The organism is Mesorhizobium sp. C416B, from assembly GCF_030323165.1.
In the GTDB taxonomy this organism is placed as follows: Bacteria; Pseudomonadota; Alphaproteobacteria; order Rhizobiales; family Rhizobiaceae; genus Mesorhizobium.
In genome coordinates this window covers 2,250,764-2,266,193 of sequence record NZ_CP100471.1, presented here as the reverse complement: position 1 = coordinate 2,266,193, position 15,430 = coordinate 2,250,764, and the positions used below count along the sequence as shown (strand labels likewise).

13 protein-coding genes and 1 tRNA gene are annotated in these 15,430 nt (G+C 59.2%); 6 read left to right on the top strand and 8 right to left on the bottom strand.

All coding sequences use genetic code 11. The annotated features are described in order from the left end of the window. Positions 1–56: 56 nt before the first annotated feature. The gene (locus tag NLY43_RS11280) at positions 57–4,061 is read right to left on the bottom strand and encodes a PAS domain S-box protein (protein WP_023711772.1); all 4,005 of its coding nucleotides are present in this window, start codon (positions 4,059–4,061) and stop codon (positions 57–59) included. A gap of 324 nt (positions 4,062–4,385) precedes the next feature. Here NLY43_RS11280 and NLY43_RS11275 point away from each other — a divergent pair, with 324 nt between their 5' ends. From NLY43_RS11275 to NLY43_RS11260, 4 genes are all read left to right on the top strand, one after another. Next, a complete protein-coding gene (locus NLY43_RS11275; RefSeq protein WP_023669330.1) occupies positions 4,386–4,844 on the top strand; it encodes a phasin in 459 nt (152 codons plus the stop codon). Positions 4,845–5,189: 345 nt separating this feature from the next. Next, positions 5,190–5,266: transfer RNA gene (locus NLY43_RS11270), tRNA-His, on the top strand. A 368-nt stretch (positions 5,267–5,634) separates the two neighbouring features. Then, entirely contained in the window at positions 5,635–5,976 is a 342-nt protein-coding gene (locus NLY43_RS11265) for a hypothetical protein (RefSeq protein ID WP_245263931.1), read from the top strand. Between the two features lie 58 nt (positions 5,977–6,034). Then, a complete protein-coding gene (locus NLY43_RS11260) occupies positions 6,035–6,715 on the top strand; it encodes a site-specific integrase (RefSeq protein ID WP_245263930.1) in 681 nt (226 codons plus the stop codon). A gap of 517 nt (positions 6,716–7,232) precedes the next feature. Here NLY43_RS11260 and NLY43_RS11255 read toward each other — a convergent pair. Further along, positions 7,233–7,901 carry a methyltransferase family protein gene (locus NLY43_RS11255; RefSeq protein WP_031199415.1) on the bottom strand — a complete coding sequence of 223 codons (669 nt, stop codon included), beginning with the start codon at positions 7,899–7,901 and terminating at the stop codon, positions 7,233–7,235. A gap of 166 nt (positions 7,902–8,067) precedes the next feature. On the opposite strand from NLY43_RS11255, the gene NLY43_RS11250 reads away from it, so the two are divergent. Further along, on the top strand, positions 8,068–8,883 hold the full coding sequence (locus tag NLY43_RS11250; protein WP_023711770.1) for a sterol desaturase family protein: 816 nt from the start codon (positions 8,068–8,070) through the stop codon (positions 8,881–8,883). Between the two features lie 90 nt (positions 8,884–8,973). On the opposite strand, the gene NLY43_RS11245 is transcribed toward NLY43_RS11250, so the two are convergent. From NLY43_RS11245 to NLY43_RS11220, 6 genes are all read right to left on the bottom strand, one after another. Then, positions 8,974–9,498, bottom strand: coding sequence for a prepilin peptidase (locus NLY43_RS11245; protein WP_023711769.1), 525 nt, complete (start codon positions 9,496–9,498; stop codon positions 8,974–8,976). Positions 9,499–9,500: 2 nt separating this feature from the next. Further along, positions 9,501–10,058: a tetratricopeptide repeat protein gene (locus tag NLY43_RS11240; RefSeq protein ID WP_023711768.1), complete on the bottom strand. Its 558-nt coding sequence runs from the start codon at positions 10,056–10,058 to the stop codon at positions 9,501–9,503. 53 nt (positions 10,059–10,111) lie between these two features. After that, positions 10,112–11,041 (bottom strand): type II secretion system F family protein, encoded by a 930-nt coding sequence (locus tag NLY43_RS11235; RefSeq protein ID WP_245263929.1) that lies wholly within the window; start codon positions 11,039–11,041, stop codon positions 10,112–10,114. Positions 11,042–11,081: 40 nt separating this feature from the next. After that, positions 11,082–12,053, bottom strand: coding sequence for a type II secretion system F family protein (locus tag NLY43_RS11230; RefSeq protein ID WP_023681001.1), 972 nt, complete (start codon positions 12,051–12,053; stop codon positions 11,082–11,084). Continuing rightward, complete coding sequence (locus tag NLY43_RS11225) at positions 12,053–13,435, bottom strand: TadA family conjugal transfer-associated ATPase (RefSeq protein WP_023711766.1); 1,383 nt, start codon at positions 13,433–13,435, stop codon at positions 12,053–12,055. Before NLY43_RS11225 ends, NLY43_RS11230 begins: the two co-directional genes overlap by 1 nt. A 91-nt stretch (positions 13,436–13,526) precedes the next feature. Continuing rightward, on the bottom strand, positions 13,527–14,537 hold the full coding sequence (locus tag NLY43_RS11220) for a phosphatase PAP2 family protein (protein WP_198025475.1): 1,011 nt from the start codon (positions 14,535–14,537) through the stop codon (positions 13,527–13,529). A gap of 611 nt (positions 14,538–15,148) precedes the next feature. On the opposite strand from NLY43_RS11220, the gene NLY43_RS11215 reads away from it, so the two are divergent. Next, positions 15,149–15,325 carry a Flp family type IVb pilin gene (locus NLY43_RS11215; RefSeq protein ID WP_023711764.1) on the top strand — a complete coding sequence of 59 codons (177 nt, stop codon included), beginning with the start codon at positions 15,149–15,151 and terminating at the stop codon, positions 15,323–15,325. Positions 15,326–15,430: the final 105 nt, after the last annotated feature.

Sequence of the window (15,430 nt, the reverse complement as noted above, 5' to 3'; positions counted from 1 at the left end):
GCGTCCTGTTGGACGCCTTTTCTTTGTCCGGGATTCTCGCCCGGGAATGGCCGGCCCTATTCGGCAAGCACCCGCGTCGACGGGAAGGCGACCTCGACCAGCGTCCCTTCGCCCGGCGTCGAGGTGATGGTGAAGCGGGCGCGGTTGGCTTCCACCATCGCCTTGGTCAGCGGCAGGCCGAGACCGGTGCCGTCGCCACGCCCGCGCTTCAGCGCATTGATCTGCTTGAATGGCTTCAGCGCCTGCTCGATCTCGGCATGGCTCATGCCAATGCCGGTATCGCGCACCCGCATGACAACGTCGCCGGAGGTTTCATAGGCGGTCGACACGATCACCTGTCCGCCGGCTTGCGTATAGCGAATGGCGTTGGATAGGATGTTGAGCGCGATCTGGCGCACGCTTCTGAGGTCGGCGACGACTTCCGGCAGTCGCGAGGCGAAGCTGGAGCGAATGATGACACGCTCGCGGTTGGCCTGCGGCTGCATCATCGCCACCGTCTCGGCCAGCGTATCGTTGAGCGACACCGCCTCGTAGTCCATTTCCTGCTGGCCGGCCTCGATCTTCGAAATGTCGAGGAGGTCATTGACGAGATCGAGCACATGGTTGCCCGAGCGGTTGATGTCTCTGAGATAGTCGCGGTAGCGGTCATTGGCTACCGGGCCGAACTTCTCGTCCACCATCAGCTCGGAAAAGCCGATAATGGCGTTGAGCGGCGTGCGGATCTCGTGGCTGATGCGGGCGAGGAAATCGGTCTTCTGCGAGGAGGCGCGCTCGGCCACCGCGCGCGCCTGGGTCAGATCCTCTTCGGCCCGCTTCCACTGCGTGATGTCGCGCACCACGGCGCAGAAGCCGCTGTCATTGGGCAGCCTGCCGATGGTCATGAACAGCGGGATGAAGCGCCCTTGCGCCTCGCGCCCGATCACCTCGCGGCCATCGTTCATCACACTCGCCACGCCGGGCTCGGACAGGCCGTTCAGATAGTCGCGGGCCGCGCGCTGGCTTTCGATGGCAAACAGCGAGGCGAACGGTTTGCCGGTGACGTCGTCGCTGTCGAAGCCGAACAGCGCCTCGGCCGGCCGGCTGATCGAGCGGATGTCGCCGTCGCGGCCGATCAACACCACACCATCGGTCGCGGTGTCGATGATGGTGCGCATCTCGGCAATGCGCGCTTTGAGTTCGGAGACATCGGGCTGCGTCTGCTCCTCGCCTGCGAGATGCGCAACCATCGGCGGCTCGTTATCGCCGGTACGTCGCACCACCAGCATCAGCGCCTTGCCGGAGCGCCACGGCACCGAACGCAAAATGGCTTCGATCGGAAATTCCTGGCCCTCGCGCGTCTTCAGTTTGAGTGTGTGGTCGCTTTCGCCGGCCGTTTCTGAATAGGGGTCGGCAAACAGCGCGTCGAGCCCGCCGGCGTCGCTCAGGTCCTCAAGCGTGTCATAGCCGGTCAGGCCGAGGAATTCCTCATTGGCGTAATGAAGCTCGTCGCCCGAATGGATGAGCAGCGGCACCGGCAGCTTGCCGAGGATCGACGTGTCAGGGGCCTTGTGTTCATCTCCGGCCGAGAATGCCGAAGGCATGAACCCCTCAAGCTTGAGCGGCGGCACTTTCAGGCGCTGTGGTTCTGCCGGCACTGTGTCCGCATCGCCGGCCTTGTCCCCGTCTTCCACGGCCGAGTCAGTCGCCTCGTCGGACGGCGCCCAATCCTCATTGTCCTCGGCATCGCGGAAATCGGCCGACGTCATGCTGTCGTCTTCACCGGCATTGGCCGGCGTCTCGGCAACAACCGGCTGCTGCTCTGCGGCCTCGACGATCTCTTGGGCTTGCGTATCATCCGGTTCGGAAGCCGGCGCAAGTTCGTCGTTGGACGACGTTGCTTCCGTACTGTCTTCGGTGGCGGAGCCTGGTTCGGGATCGGCATAGTCGAGCAGGGAGCGCGACACTGTCGGCGCCTTCGCCTCGCCTGTTTCGCCGTCCGCAAGGCCGTCGTCCGGCTGCTCGCCGTCAAGCCGCGTCAGGTCCTTTTCGTCCTCGGCATCGCTTTCCGGCGGTTCGGCCTCAGCCGTTTCGCTTTCGGGTGCGGCTGCCGATGGTTCAGCCACGGCAGCCGGGCCGGCTTCGTCCGGACTCGAGACCTCGGCGGGTTGTCGGGCTGGCGCGGCTGTTTCAGGCTGGTCCGCCTCGACATGATCCGGCTTGGGCTCATCTGCCTTGGCCTGGTCTGGCATTACCTGATCCGGATTGGCCGGTTCGGCCTGCTTGGCAGTCTCCGGCTGCTCCGGCGGGGGATTGTCCTTCTTCAGCCGCTCGCCGATTTCGCGGAAAGCGCTGCGCTCCAGCGTCGACAGGCCCCTCTCGCTTGTCGGCTGCTTGTCGTTGGCGGGCTGCCGATGCTCGGCCAGCCGGATGACCTTGTCGGCAAAACGACGTTCCTGCTTCGGCACGATGGTCAGTGCCGGCACTTCGCCCTCGAACGGATCGGCCGCCTTGGGAGCTTCCGCCACGGGCTGTTCCGGGGCCGGCTCAGCTGCTGCCGCTGGCGCGCCATTGGGGACCAGCGCCATGCCGATTGCTTCCGGATCGACCACCGCATCGCCGGCGCGGGCGACGCCGAAACCACGAAAACCTTCGAAGGCGCGGCTGCGGCCATAGACAGGCAGTGCTGCCAGATCGACCGGTATCTTCAGGTCGGAGCCGGCAACCGGCCACAGTACCGAGCGGCCCGACCAGGTGTCGCGCCGTTCAAGCAGGCCCGCGATCTCGCCCGAGGCGTCGAGGCCGAAAGTTGTCGCGACGTCCTTGAAGCGGCGGCCGATCACGTCGGCGGCGGCTTTGCCGACAATGTCGCCGAATTCCGGCGACAGCGCGCTGAACTTGCCGTCGGCGTCGGTGCGCCAGACGAAGCGCAGCGGCGGCGCCGAGCGGTCGACCTCACGTTTGGCGGGAGGCGCAGCCGGTGGGGCTGCGTCAGACGGCAGGGCGGGCGCAGCGGCACTGCTGTCCAACTGCGCACTCTCGGCCGGGGAAACAGAGTCCGGCTCGGCCTGCGCCGGGCTGTCCGGCTCGCCCGCCTGCGGCTCTTCGCCGGCATGGAAGTACCAATGATCATGTTGCGCCGGCGCGCTGTCATTCGCCGCCTGCTCGCGGCCGGTCGTCTGCTCGCGATGGTCCGCCTTTGTATCGGTTGACGCCGAAGCATCATGCTTGGTGGCAGCCGGACCTGTCTCCCCGACATCAGGCGCGGCCGCGAGTGGGGCGCCCTGATTCCCGCTTGCGGTGGGGTGGTCAGCCACCGCATCCACCGTTACCGCGTTCTCCGCGGCGGCTTGCGCCGGGCCATCGTCGACCTGCGCTGCAGCAGGTTCGGCATCCAGCTCGCCGACAGGATTTTCCTCACCGAGCTGATCCTCGTCGATGACCACCAGCAGATGCCTGGACTCGGTCAGGCGCGCGAAGCCGGCCGGATAGGACGTGGCGCCGCCGGGGACCAGCCGCTTGACGATGCGGTCGTCCTGGCTCGCCACGTCGGCGACAAGCGCGGCCAGCGTCTCAGGCCGGATGGCGAGCGCGCCAAAGCCATCCGAAGCCGCCTCGACAGTGCCGGCGGCGTCGACAAAGGCGATGAAATGGCCGTCTTCGGTAAAGCCGCTGATGGCGCGGGCCGCAATGTCGGCAGCACTGCGCGAGCCGGCCTGCGCTGCCGGCACCACCAGCATAATGGCGCTTTCGCCGTCCGGCATAGTCACCGCACTGGCCAGGAAGCCGACGGCGCGGCTGGTGATGCCGGTCGCCAGCCGTACCGTAATGGCGCGGTCGCTGCCGATCTGCGGGAAACCCGCGGTCGCCATGATCTGGCGCCTGGCGATCAGCGGCAGCTGAGCCGAGGCGCCGATGATGGCCTCGATATCGGGATAGCCGAACACCGCAGCGCCCGGGCCGTTGGCCCAGATCACCTGTTCGAGGTCGGCCGACAGAATCGCGATCGCGTCGCCGGCGGCGAAGCGCTGGCGAACCGCATTAAGCACGGCGACATCGAGGAAAGAGTAGTTCTCGGAAGGCATGCGCTTGGCGGACCCTTTCGGTGAAACCTCTTGGCGAACCCCTCTTGGCGAACCTACAAGGCGGGCAATTTGCAGTTAACGCTTTGTTAATAAAAGCCCGCGCGGCGAAGGTCCACAAGCCATGGCGGGAAGCAGGTGGAATCTCTGGCCACTTGGTTAACAGCCTCTCGGAATGTCCCTGGATAACCTCTTGGGTGACGCATGGGAAGAAATTTATGGTGCACTGCAACAAAGATATTGCATCGCACAAAAAAACCGCTATATTGCCATCATACATGAACGAGACGGCTTTTTGTCAAAGCCGCTACCCCGAAAGGATGGAAAATGACCAAGGCCAAGACCGCTGAGACCATCGAAAACGTCGAATTCCCGAGCTTCGACGCTTCCAAGGCAACCGACCAGATCCGCGCTTTCGCCGAAAAGGGCGTCGAGCAGTCGAAGGAAGCCTACTCCAAGCTGAAGACCGGCGCCGAAGAGACCCAGAAAGTCCTGGAATCGACCTTCGAGACTGCCAAGACCGTTTCCAGCGACCTGTCGCTCAAGACCATCGCCGCTCTGCGCGCCAATGCCGAAGCCGGCTTCTCGCATCTCGAGGCCCTCATCGGCGCCAAGTCGCTGTCGGAAGTGGTCGAACTGCAGACCGCCTTCCTGCGCAAGCGCGTCGAGACCACCGTCGAGCAGGCCAAGGACTTCCAGGCTGTTGCTTCGAAGGCTGCCGAAGACGTCTCCAAGCCGGTCAAGACCGCTTTCGAGAAGGCCCTGAAGGACATCAAGGCCGCCTAATAATTGCGCACAACTCTGCGATGCATCAAAACGTCGCATTTCGTCAGACAAATAGGTGTGCGATAGAGTTGTTCAAATGAATACCCGGCGAGTGGAACCTCCTCCCTCTGCTCTCCGGGGTGACCAGCCAGCACCTCCTCCCGCTGGCTCGTAACAGGAAAAGGCCGGCACCTCCTCCCGCCGGCCTTTTCTTTTGCCGAAGAAACCGGCGCCTGTTGGCAGAACCGGCTTTGCCTTATCAAAGGCCTTGAATTAGTCTCTGATAGACCGTATTGGACGCATCGCCGAACGACAGAGCGGATCTCGGAGAATGAATTTTCACCACGATCTGGCTCAGGCGAACGTGCCGTTGTAGCTCAGATGGTTAGAGCGCCGGATTGTGGATCCGGAGGCCGCTGGTTCGATCCCAGCCAACGGTACCACCGACCTTCCGAATAAGTGTTTGAATTCATTGGCAAATTTCGGCGAAAATTTCGGCGAAAGGTTCGCCTAGGTTGCGCTTTCGCGCCGTTTGTGATACATAATGTGATACGTATCGTGACACAAACGCCGTGTTGAACACTGGGCAGACGACGCGAAGAGCATGATCCCGACCGCTTCCTGCAACTCAGGGGGGATCACTTCCATTACCGACGCCGGGTGCCACAAGAGGTCAGGCACCTCGACGAACGGGGTGAGTTCGTGCGCCGTGCCCTCGATACCACTGAGCGAATAAAGGCGCGCACAGCTGGGCGAAAATCCACAGGCGGCGCGCGCCCGATACGGCCAAGCGATCAAGCGCGCCGAATCGTTGGGGTTCGTTTATCGGCCGCTTGCCGAGATTCTCGTCGCCGAGCCGCTCGACACGATCCTGCAGAGAGTCGAGAGCACGATCGGAGCACCCGCCACATCACCATCGGTGGACGCAGTCGGCGGCACCGTTGCCCGTCCTGACGACAAGATATCAGAGGCTCTGGAGCTTTATTTCGACGAGATCACCCGCGACGAAATCCGTACCAAAAGCCCCGATCAGAAGAAGCGCTGGAAGGCAAAACGCGAGATGAGCGTCGATGTGTTTATCGGCCTGGTCGGCGACAAGGCGATGGGTGAGATCACGCGCGACGACGCTCGAGTGGTGCATAACTACTGGTGAATCGTATCGCGCCCCAGACAGGGAGGGCAGACCGTTCGGCGTCTACTGCAACCGAAACATGAGGAACCTGCGAACCCTCTACGCCGACTACTACCGGCATCTCGGTTTCCCCGAACAGAAAAACCCCTTCGCCGATCTCTCATTTAGCGGCAAGTCAAAGCGCAGCCGGCCGCCATTCCCGACCGACTGGATCCGGGACAAGATTTTTGCGCCGGGCGCGCTCACAACGCTCAACGAGGAGGCGCGGGGTATCGTCCTTGCGTTTGCGGAGACAGGCGCGAGACCGAGCGAGCTTGCGAATTTACATGCCGGCGTCATCAATCTTGACCACGATGTCCCGCACATCTCGGTCGAACCGCGCGACGACCCTGACGATCCGCGAGAAATCAAGACCGCCTCGTCAGTGCGCAAGATACCACTGGTCGGCGTGGCGCTTGAGGTGTTCAAGAAATATTCAAAGGGCTTCCCACGGTACAAGGACCGCGAGGCATCGTTGTCAGCCCTGCTTAACAAGCACTTCAAGAGCCAGGGATTGTTTCCCACCGAGGATCATACGGTCTATTCGCTGCGCCATTCGTTCGAAGACCGTATGAAGAACGGCAGGCTGGACGAGGAACTTCGGCGTATGCTTATGGGCCACACGATCGACCGGCCAAAATATGGCGAGGGTGGCGACATGAAGATGTGGCAGGAAGAGCTTATGATGATCGTGCTTCCCTTTGACCCCTCGATCGTGTGACGCGCTCGCGCACAGCCGCCATACGCTTTTCCCTCGCCTTGTGGTCTCGCAGAGCACGTTCCAGATGTTCATATAACGGCAGCCAGGCCTCGCCTTGGTCCCCTCGCGCCACAATGATCTCCGCGATGCGATCGAGCGCTCGCTCGATGCGCTCGGCGGTCACCGGACGTGACGTCAACGAACACCGCTTCACGACTTCTGAATCCTACAAGTCGATACCTCAGCATGCGTTGGCCGTAATCGGGCCTTCAGTGCAGAGGGAAGGGGTGCATTCGGCTTTAGCGGAAAATGGCGGTCCCGGCGTGCAAAATAGGCGGTGTTGTCAGCCTTTTCGGACCGGCCGTTGGGCGTTGGTAGCGGGAGACCGCTACTTCGTTAGACCACTATCGAGGAGACGTGCTTTTGCTATCGTCGTCATGCGGCGTGGCGGCAATGATGGACTGGGAAAAGATGTTGCAGGCGGCTTTCGAGCCGGAACAGAATGCCGCCGATGGCCAGCGTACAAAACGGCTGCCGGCTATGGCTTGTCTACCGACGGTATAGCTGCCCTAAAAATTCGCGGTATGAACATAGGGACGCGCCGAGCATATTCATCATACTCGGGAAAGGTTTGCCGCAAGATGGCTTCCTCATTCCTCGCGCGTCGATACTGCAAAAGAAACTGAAAAGCACCGACGATCACCATCAATACCGAAAAATGTGAGAGGATCATCCCGAGGACGAATACTGCTTCACAGACGTACAGCGGATGCCGGACAAGCGAATATGGGCCTGAGGCGACAAGTTGCCGAGCCGTGGCCATGATGGAAAAGGAACGGCCAAGCCAATATAGGGAAAAAATCGAAGTGACGGTGCCGATGAATATTGAGCAAAGAGCCGCTATTTGCGCAGCTTCGCTTTCCAGTGCCGGGGTCAGAAACATCGCCACCAACATAAGGAAAGATCCGGCTAACGCGGTAATCCTTGGCTCAATTCCTCGGGCCGTTCCCTTAGCCGGAAGACGGCTGACTGTCATAACGACCTGCAATAGCAACAACACAGTCGCGGCCGCCTGAGTGATGACCGCCAGCGAACTCGCCGGAGTGTCCTGATTGAAATGGCCGAAAATTGAAATCACGCCAAATGTCGCCAAGACCGTCAGAACAAGGACGATCGCAATTCGGCCAAGGAAATCCTCAGTTAGCATTGTAGTTCCCCGCTTCGGGGAGCATTGAAGCACTGCATTCGCGCCTCGGCAAGAAAATGGTTTCCGAAGAGTTAACTTCTACTCCACCTGTTCGGAAACGATCGTCTTGTCTGATAGGTCAGCAAGTGGTTCACTCTTCCCATAACTGCCACTTTTGGATAGGCCAATGGACCTCTTTGGTCTGAAATCTCTGCTCATTTGTGCCCTGATCTTCGTCCCGCTGGAGCGAATCCTGACCCTGCGGCCGCCTCAAAAGATTCTTCGCAAGGGTCTCGCTATTGATGCCATCTACGCAATCTTGAATGGCACGCTTGTAAGAGCTTGCATTTTCTCGATGGCAGCGATTGTCATGAGCGTGGCCGCATTGCTGGTGCCCGAGCGCGTATTGGATACCATCGGCGGCCAGCCCACATGGCTCCAGGTAATCGAAATCATCATATTAGCCGATCTCGGGGTGTACGCCGCACACCGCGCGTTTCATGCGGTTCCGGCGCTGTGGCGATTTCACTCGATTCATCACGGTATAGAAGAGTTGGACTGGGTGGCCTCGTTCAGAGCGCACCCGGTCGATCAGATCATCACCAAGGCGGTCTCCCTCATGCCAGTGTTCTTTCTTGGCTTTTCGACAGAGGCGATCGCCATCTATTTCCTTGTTTATACCGGGCACGCGCTACTGCTGCACGCCAACGTCAGGATCAATTTTGGGCCCTTGAAATGGCTGATCGCGAGCCCGCAATTCCATCATTGGCACCACGCCGATCATCGCGATGCCTATGACAAGAACTTCGCCAGTCAACTATCGATCATCGATCTGCTGTTCGGCACTTTTCACGTTCCAGGTTCGGCAATGCCCGAGAAATACGGAGTCGATGAGCCGATCCCGGCAAGCTACCTCGGCCAGTTCGGATATCGGTTTATGCCCAAACCCAAAGAACGGGGGAATGCCGAGATCGGCGCGGTCAAGCAGACGCCTGATGCTTAGGCCAGATCTCTCGGTTTGTGAAACCCCTCCGCACCTCCGAGCCCACCCACTCACCTTCGCCATGCCGTTGTTGTTTTGGGCCCGCGACCATCAGATCGATAGCCCGCCAGAAACCATCAAGCTGGCGTAGATCTGAAACGCCAGCGTGCAGATCGCCGCGATCGATATCGGCACGCCGAACGGAACAACCCCCTTGCGATCCAGATGCTGAACATAAAGGCGGAAGGCGCCTTCCGGCAGCATGAAGGGATTTTTCACGATCAGCGCCGTGGTAAGAGCAAAAACCAGCAGCAGCAGGGAAAACACCGCCAGACTGCTTCCGCCGGTCAGGAATGGCATTACTCCCATCAGCTTGACATCGCCGGCACCGACCTTGCGCAGAGCCCAGAACGGGAAGAGCGCAAGAAACAGCACGATGCCTGCAATCGCGCTCAGGCCCATGTCCCACCATGATCCGACCAGAATTGATACAGCCTGCAGTGATCCCAACCCGAGGCACAGCAGCAGAAGCACATCACGGTTGGATATTTTTTGGGTGGTGAAGTCGAGCCAGGCTATCCTTGCGAGCAAAGGGACAGCAAATACCTTCAGCAGCAGCGATGCGGCAAGCAGCATGACTACTGACGCTCGACGTTCTGCACACTGGATGACAGAAGCTTCAGATTGTTGACCACGGTCGGATCGTTGGGCGCCAGTTCGTAGGCCTTGAGGAAGTTCGCGCGTGCATCCTGCAGCTTGCCGCGCAGCAGGTAAGAGTAGCCGACATTGTTGTAATATTCGGGCGACGCGCCAACTAGCTTGAAGGCTCGGGCGTAGGCCCGATCTGCGAGATCGAAGCGGTGGATCCGGTCGCTGCAGGCGGCCAGACCCATCCAGGCGCCACCATCATTGGGAGCCAGTTGCGTCGCCTTGTAGAACAGCGCGCCGGCATTGCCGTAATTTTCCGCACGAAACTGGTTCTTGGCCTCGGCAACGGCCTGATCCGAGGCGTAATATTCGACGTCACCAACTGTCTTCAGCCCGTCGAAAGTGTCGCCGAAGGACGTCACGTCGCCTTTCGACGGCTCATTGGTCCGGACGACACCGTCGGTTGTGTCCGTTCCGTTTGTCTGGCAGCCGGCAAGCAGCACGGCCAGCAAACTGGCAGCGGCTGCGAGGCGCATTGGCCTTCTCATCTTGTCTCCCCAAAGTCCCCGGACCCTATTTTAGAACCAAAGCATATGACTGTTCAGAAGAAAATGCCTTTCATGCGGATTATCACGGGCAGCATGACCACCATCATCACGACTGGAAAGATGCAAAGTCCCAATGGGATCATCATCTTGACCGGAAGAGTGTTGGCACGCTCTTCGGCACGAAAGATTCTTTGTCCCCGCATTTCGTCGCTATACACGCGCAGGGCGTCCGTCAGACTCGTCCCAAGTTCCTCTGATTGCCGGAACAGCACGGCCAAAGCGCGCGCCTCCTCGAGCCCGATTCGATCGGCGAGTTCGCGCAAAGCTTCCCGCAGCGGCTTGCCGGCGCGCAATTGCAGATTCATGATCGAAAGCTGGATGCCGAGCCATTTATGTGTGCCGGCCAGTTCGGCGCCAACACGCTCGACCGCCGCCTCCAGGCTCATGCCGGCGTCGGCACAGGTGATCATCATATCCATGAAATCGGGAAAGCCACGCCGATAGATCTGCTTTTGCCCGTTTTCGAAGCGATCGAGCGCTATGCTTGGAATGACAATGCATGCCAAGCCAAGCAAGGCTGAGCCTCCAAAGACGAAAAGACCGGGCAATTGTGGTGGCAAGATGCGCGAGAGGAGTCCGTAGGTCACAGCAAAGCCGACACAGACCGCCGCCAGACGCGATACTGTGTAGATCAGCGGCGCGCTTGGCTGATAGAAGCCTGCGCGAAAGAGTTTCGCGTCCAGGGCACTGGGTTCGTCGCGTTCCTTCTCGATTGATCGAAAATATGCTTGGACAGGTTGCTGCGCAGAGATTCTTGCCAACTCCTCCTGCCCAACAAGCGAGCGGCGGTTCGGAATGCCCTCTGCCATCAATGTTTGCGCAACCAGCTTCCGCGTCTGCAGCGCCGGCAGGAATATGAGTGCAGCCAACAGAAAAATGGCCACCGCTGCCAGGAAAACGGCAATGGAGATCAGGAGGCTCACATCGTGAGTATTCGAAAAGAGATTTATGGTTCGCTCCCAGTCAGAAATCGAAATTGACCATGCGATACATGATGAAGTCGCCAAGCAGAGCCCATACCCCGAAGACCGTAAACACAGGCATGACCAGCGGGTCGTTCCATATATCGCCATAGTAGCTTGGAGTGATGGTCATGAGGATAACGAGCATGAACAGCGGAAACAGGGAAATGATCCATCCAGACATTCGACCCTCGGCGGAAAGTGCCTTTATCTTCAGCCTGAGCTTTTGCCTTTCACGCAGCACCGCTGAAAGGTTGGACAGAATTTCGGTCAGATTACCGCCCGTCTTTGCTTGAATCGACAGCGACACCGACAACAGTTGAAGGCCTTCGAAACCAACGCGCTGGGAGAGTTTTCGTACCGCGTTTTCGAGGCTGAGACCAAAAGTGATTTCGTCGGAGACGATACCGAATTCGGTGCCCAGCGGATCGGGCATTTCCCGGGCGACGAGCCCGATCGCCACAGAAGTCGGATGGCCGGCACGCAACGACCGAACGATCATGTCGAGTGCGTCCGGCAGCTGCTTGGCGAATTTCTGGATACGTTTAGCTCGGGCGCGGCGAAGAACCAGAAGCGGCAGGATAAAGGCGATCAACAAAAAAACGAATAGCGCGAATATAGCGGAAAAATGCAGCAGAAACGCAAACACCAGCGCCAGCGCCAATCCCGCAAGAAAGAACATCGCGACAAACGACAGCGGATTCCCGGTAATTCCAGACTGGGTGTACAGTCTGTTCAGCCCGACCATGCTGAAAAGAAAATCGCCAGAATTGGTAAGCCCACGCTCGCGCAGCAATCCTTGCAAAGTCTGTTCTGCAGGAGCTTCATCAGCCAGCCTTTTCAGCCGACGATTTATCGCGCTGACCCGCGAGCGGCGTTTGGAATAGGTGACAAAGAGAGCCTCGATCGCAAGGATCGCCGACGCCGCCGCCAGCACATAGATGAAGTAAAGCAAAGTCTGGCCAGTCGGCATCAGAGCGGAACCTGCGGATTGAATGCGTCCTTGCCGAACAGAAAGCCAAGCGTCGCGGCTTCCTGGGCAAAGCGTGGACGAATGCCGGTGGCGCGAAATTCTCCGACGATCTGGCCGTCCGCCGTCACTTCACGCCGCACGAAGTGGTAAAGTTCCTGAAGCTGGACCACATTGCCTTCCATGCCTGTCAGTTCGGATATGGAAACGACTCGCCGCCCACCGTCCGAAAGGCGCTGCGTTTGGACGATGATGTTGATGGCGGAAGCGATCTGCGCGCGGATGGAATCATTGGTCATCGGCATGCCGGCCATGCCGACCATCTGCTCCAGCCGCGAGATCGCGTCGCGCGGCGTGTTGGCATGGATGGTGGTCATCGACCCCTCATGGCCCGTGTTCATCGCCTGCAGCATGTCGAAAGCTTCCTCGCCGCGAACCTCGCCGACGATGATGCGGTCCGGCCGCATGCGAAGCGCATTCTTCAGCAGTTCGCGCTGACGCACCTCGCCCTTGCCTTCGACATTGGGCGGGCGCGTTTCGAGACGGCCGACATGCGGCTGCTGCAATTGCAGCTCCGCCGCATCCTCGATCGTCACTAGCCGCTCCTTGGGTGGAATATAGCTGGACAATGCGTTCAGCAAGGTCGTCTTGCCGCTGCCGGTGCCGCCCGAAACGAGGATCGATTTGCGCGCCTGCACGGCGATCCGGAGCAAGTCGACCATCGGCTGGCGGATCGAATTGAAGGCCATCAAGCGCTCGAGCGAATAGGGATGCTTCGAAAACTTGCGGATAGACACTAGCGGACCATCCACGGAAATCGGACGCACCGCGATGTTGACGCGCGAGCCGTCTGCCAGGCGAGCATCGACCATGGGCGCCGATTCATCGACGCGCCGTCCGATGGCCGAGACGATCTTGTTGATGACGCGCAGCAGGTGTGCCTCGTCGCGGAAACGAATTGCCGTCTCCTCGATCACACCGCGCCGTTCTATAAAAACGCGATTGTGCGTGTTGATCAGAATGTCGGAAATCGAGTCATCCTTGAGCAGTGGTTCGATCGGACCAAGCCCCAGCATCTCGTCGGCGGTGTCGCTGGTCAGCTGATCGAGCTCGCGCGCGTTCAGGGGCACGGTTCGACCGCGAACAAATTCGCGCACGATCGGCCGAATCTCGTTGAGGATTTCATCCTTCGAAGCGTTTTCGAGCGCGGTCAGATTAAAGCGATCGATGAGATGGCGGTGGAGCTCGACCTTGAGCGTCAGAAAGTCGTCACCGTCCGGTTCGAGGTCGGCCACGGGGACAGGTATCGGAATTGCCGGTGCCAATATGATCGGAGGCTCGATTCGAACCCCATCGGCTCCCTTGGTGGTGAACCGGCCCAGCATCGTCCCAATCCCTTTAAACTACCCCAAGACGGAAACTATTCGTTAACCAGAGTACGTGCAAGAGTGCTAATATTCCAAACGCGCCGTATGGTTAAGGACGGCCAGCGCGTGCGATCCAGCGGACAGACTGGAACGACGCGGCCGCCACAGCCAACCCCGCCAGTACGTCGACCAGATAATGACTGCCTTGAGGCAACGTGGCGATTATGAGCATGGCGTTCAGCAGATAGATGGGCGGTGCCACGTAACGGATGCCTCGCATCGAATAAACGAATATCGCAGCAAGCGCGGAATGAAACGAAGGGAAGGTCACAAGGCCTTCCGGGTGCTCAACCACAAATGGTCTCAGCGTCCTGAGGGCATAGAGTTGATCGAGGTGGCGTGTCGAGGCGCCGGGACCGAACGAACTCAAAATACCTGCGGAAGGATCATAGAAGTCAAAGGCACCCGCTGCCGGTATAGCCACAAGCACCAGGCACGTCAGACAACCAGCCAAACCAAAATGTGCGAGAAATTCCACTAGTCGGCCCGACCGAGCGGTGAGGACCAGGATGGCTGGTATCAGAAACAACTGTATCCTCAGGCTCGAATAAGCGGATGAAAGTAGAAAGGCAGCCCATGGATGCTCGTTCAATCGCCTGACATATTGGACCCAATTGAAACCCAAGGCCGCGTCGCCTGCAGCCAGATACCCGTCCATCAGCGGCCTTCTTGTCGCGCTCGCAAGATAGCAGAGTAACAGAAGTCCTACCGAGAACGACATGATGACACCTAAGGTCACGACCAAGGCCTGGGACTTGCCCGCGAAATCGCTCAACAGGTCGCGATAGCGAAAGGGCGTTTTGCGGAGCTGATAGCGCATCGCGCCGAGCGCGCCCCATATCAGCGCCAAAGGTAGCGCCGAGATCCCTGCGCGAGACCAAAGAACCGGATCCACAGCTACGGTCGAGAACGGAAGCCAGATCAAAATTACCGTGGCAATCGCTCCGAGCATGGCCGAGATAAAGGCCACGAGCCGGCCGTTCCACAAATTTACCGCCTTACTGTCACTTGATCCGCCCCAGCGCCCCATTGATCCGACGTCAGGCAGATCGGCGGTCACATCGTATGCACTAGGCGAAAGGTGCACAGTCGCCTGGTCCCCGCCCGCTGCTCGTCTGGGCTCCAACCGGCTCATGACAGTGCGTTAGCCCCCCTCTAAATATCCTGGCGCTGAAACTAACGGTTAACCACGAGGGGGACAAGCGCCGCATCAGGCGCCGAGTAGCCAATACTTACAACATAGTTAAGGGTCTTGCCCAAAAAAATATCGTTTTTATTTTCCGGCGTTCGCACTGCCGCACATGAGCCAATGCATTAAGCTTACTGAACCGGCGCCCCTTGGGGGTGCCGAGCCGAGGAACCCTCTCGATAATTGGCTGTAACCCCTTAGATATAAAGGAATATGCTAAAAACCTAAATTAGATGCGGCTTGATTAGCTTCGGGGCACAATTATGAACGAATGGTTAAAACGCTTGAAAAATTAGTCGAATCAAGCTCTTGTTGAAATTTAAGTGCCTTCCGGTCAGGTATTGAAAGGTTAAGGATCCGTTAATCCGTTTGACTCTGCTTTTTGGCGCGACCTAGGATTGAGATGACGGGGGATGCTTGGGTATGGGGTTCATCCTTGGCTCTGTCTCGTCGGGTTCAAAACTCCAAGGGGAGAAGTTGGCATGAAGAAGCTCATGACGATGACCCGGCAGTTCCGCGACGACGAAAACGGCGCTGCTATGGTCGAATATACGATCCTGCTCGGGATCATCACTATCGCGGTGATCGCATCCGTCATTACGGTCGGCGGCTGGGTCAGCGGCAAGTGGTCCTCTTTGGCATCGACCCTGCCGACTTGATCATTTTTGTCATCGACGCCGGGGCATCCTCGGCGTCGATGATTGGTGGGCATTCGACTGGAAGATGGCGGGGGATGCTTGGGTGTGGATTTTCATCCTTGGCTC

What these genes read in the sequence shown, in the direction of transcription:
- NLY43_RS11260 (WP_245263930.1), top strand. Translation starts at nt 6,035, where the DNA reads ATGAGGAACCTGCGAACCCTCTACGCCGACTACTACCGGCATCTCGGT.
- NLY43_RS11275 (WP_023669330.1), top strand. Translation starts at nt 4,386, where the DNA reads ATGACCAAGGCCAAGACCGCTGAGACCATCGAAAACGTCGAATTCCCG.
- NLY43_RS11245 (WP_023711769.1), bottom strand. Translation starts at nt 9,498, where the DNA reads ATGCTGCTTGCCGCATCGCTGCTGCTGAAGGTATTTGCTGTCCCTTTG.
- NLY43_RS11225 (WP_023711766.1), bottom strand. Translation starts at nt 13,435, where the DNA reads ATGCTGGGCCGGTTCACCACCAAGGGAGCCGATGGGGTTCGAATCGAG.
- NLY43_RS11250 (WP_023711770.1), top strand. Translation starts at nt 8,068, where the DNA reads ATGGACCTCTTTGGTCTGAAATCTCTGCTCATTTGTGCCCTGATCTTC.
- NLY43_RS11280 (WP_023711772.1), bottom strand. Translation starts at nt 4,061, where the DNA reads ATGCCTTCCGAGAACTACTCTTTCCTCGATGTCGCCGTGCTTAATGCG.
- NLY43_RS11255 (WP_031199415.1), bottom strand. Translation starts at nt 7,901, where the DNA reads ATGCTAACTGAGGATTTCCTTGGCCGAATTGCGATCGTCCTTGTTCTG.
- NLY43_RS11240 (WP_023711768.1), bottom strand. Translation starts at nt 10,058, where the DNA reads ATGAGAAGGCCAATGCGCCTCGCAGCCGCTGCCAGTTTGCTGGCCGTG.
- NLY43_RS11230 (WP_023681001.1), bottom strand. Translation starts at nt 12,053, where the DNA reads ATGCCGACTGGCCAGACTTTGCTTTACTTCATCTATGTGCTGGCGGCG.
- NLY43_RS11215 (WP_023711764.1), top strand. Translation starts at nt 15,149, where the DNA reads ATGAAGAAGCTCATGACGATGACCCGGCAGTTCCGCGACGACGAAAAC.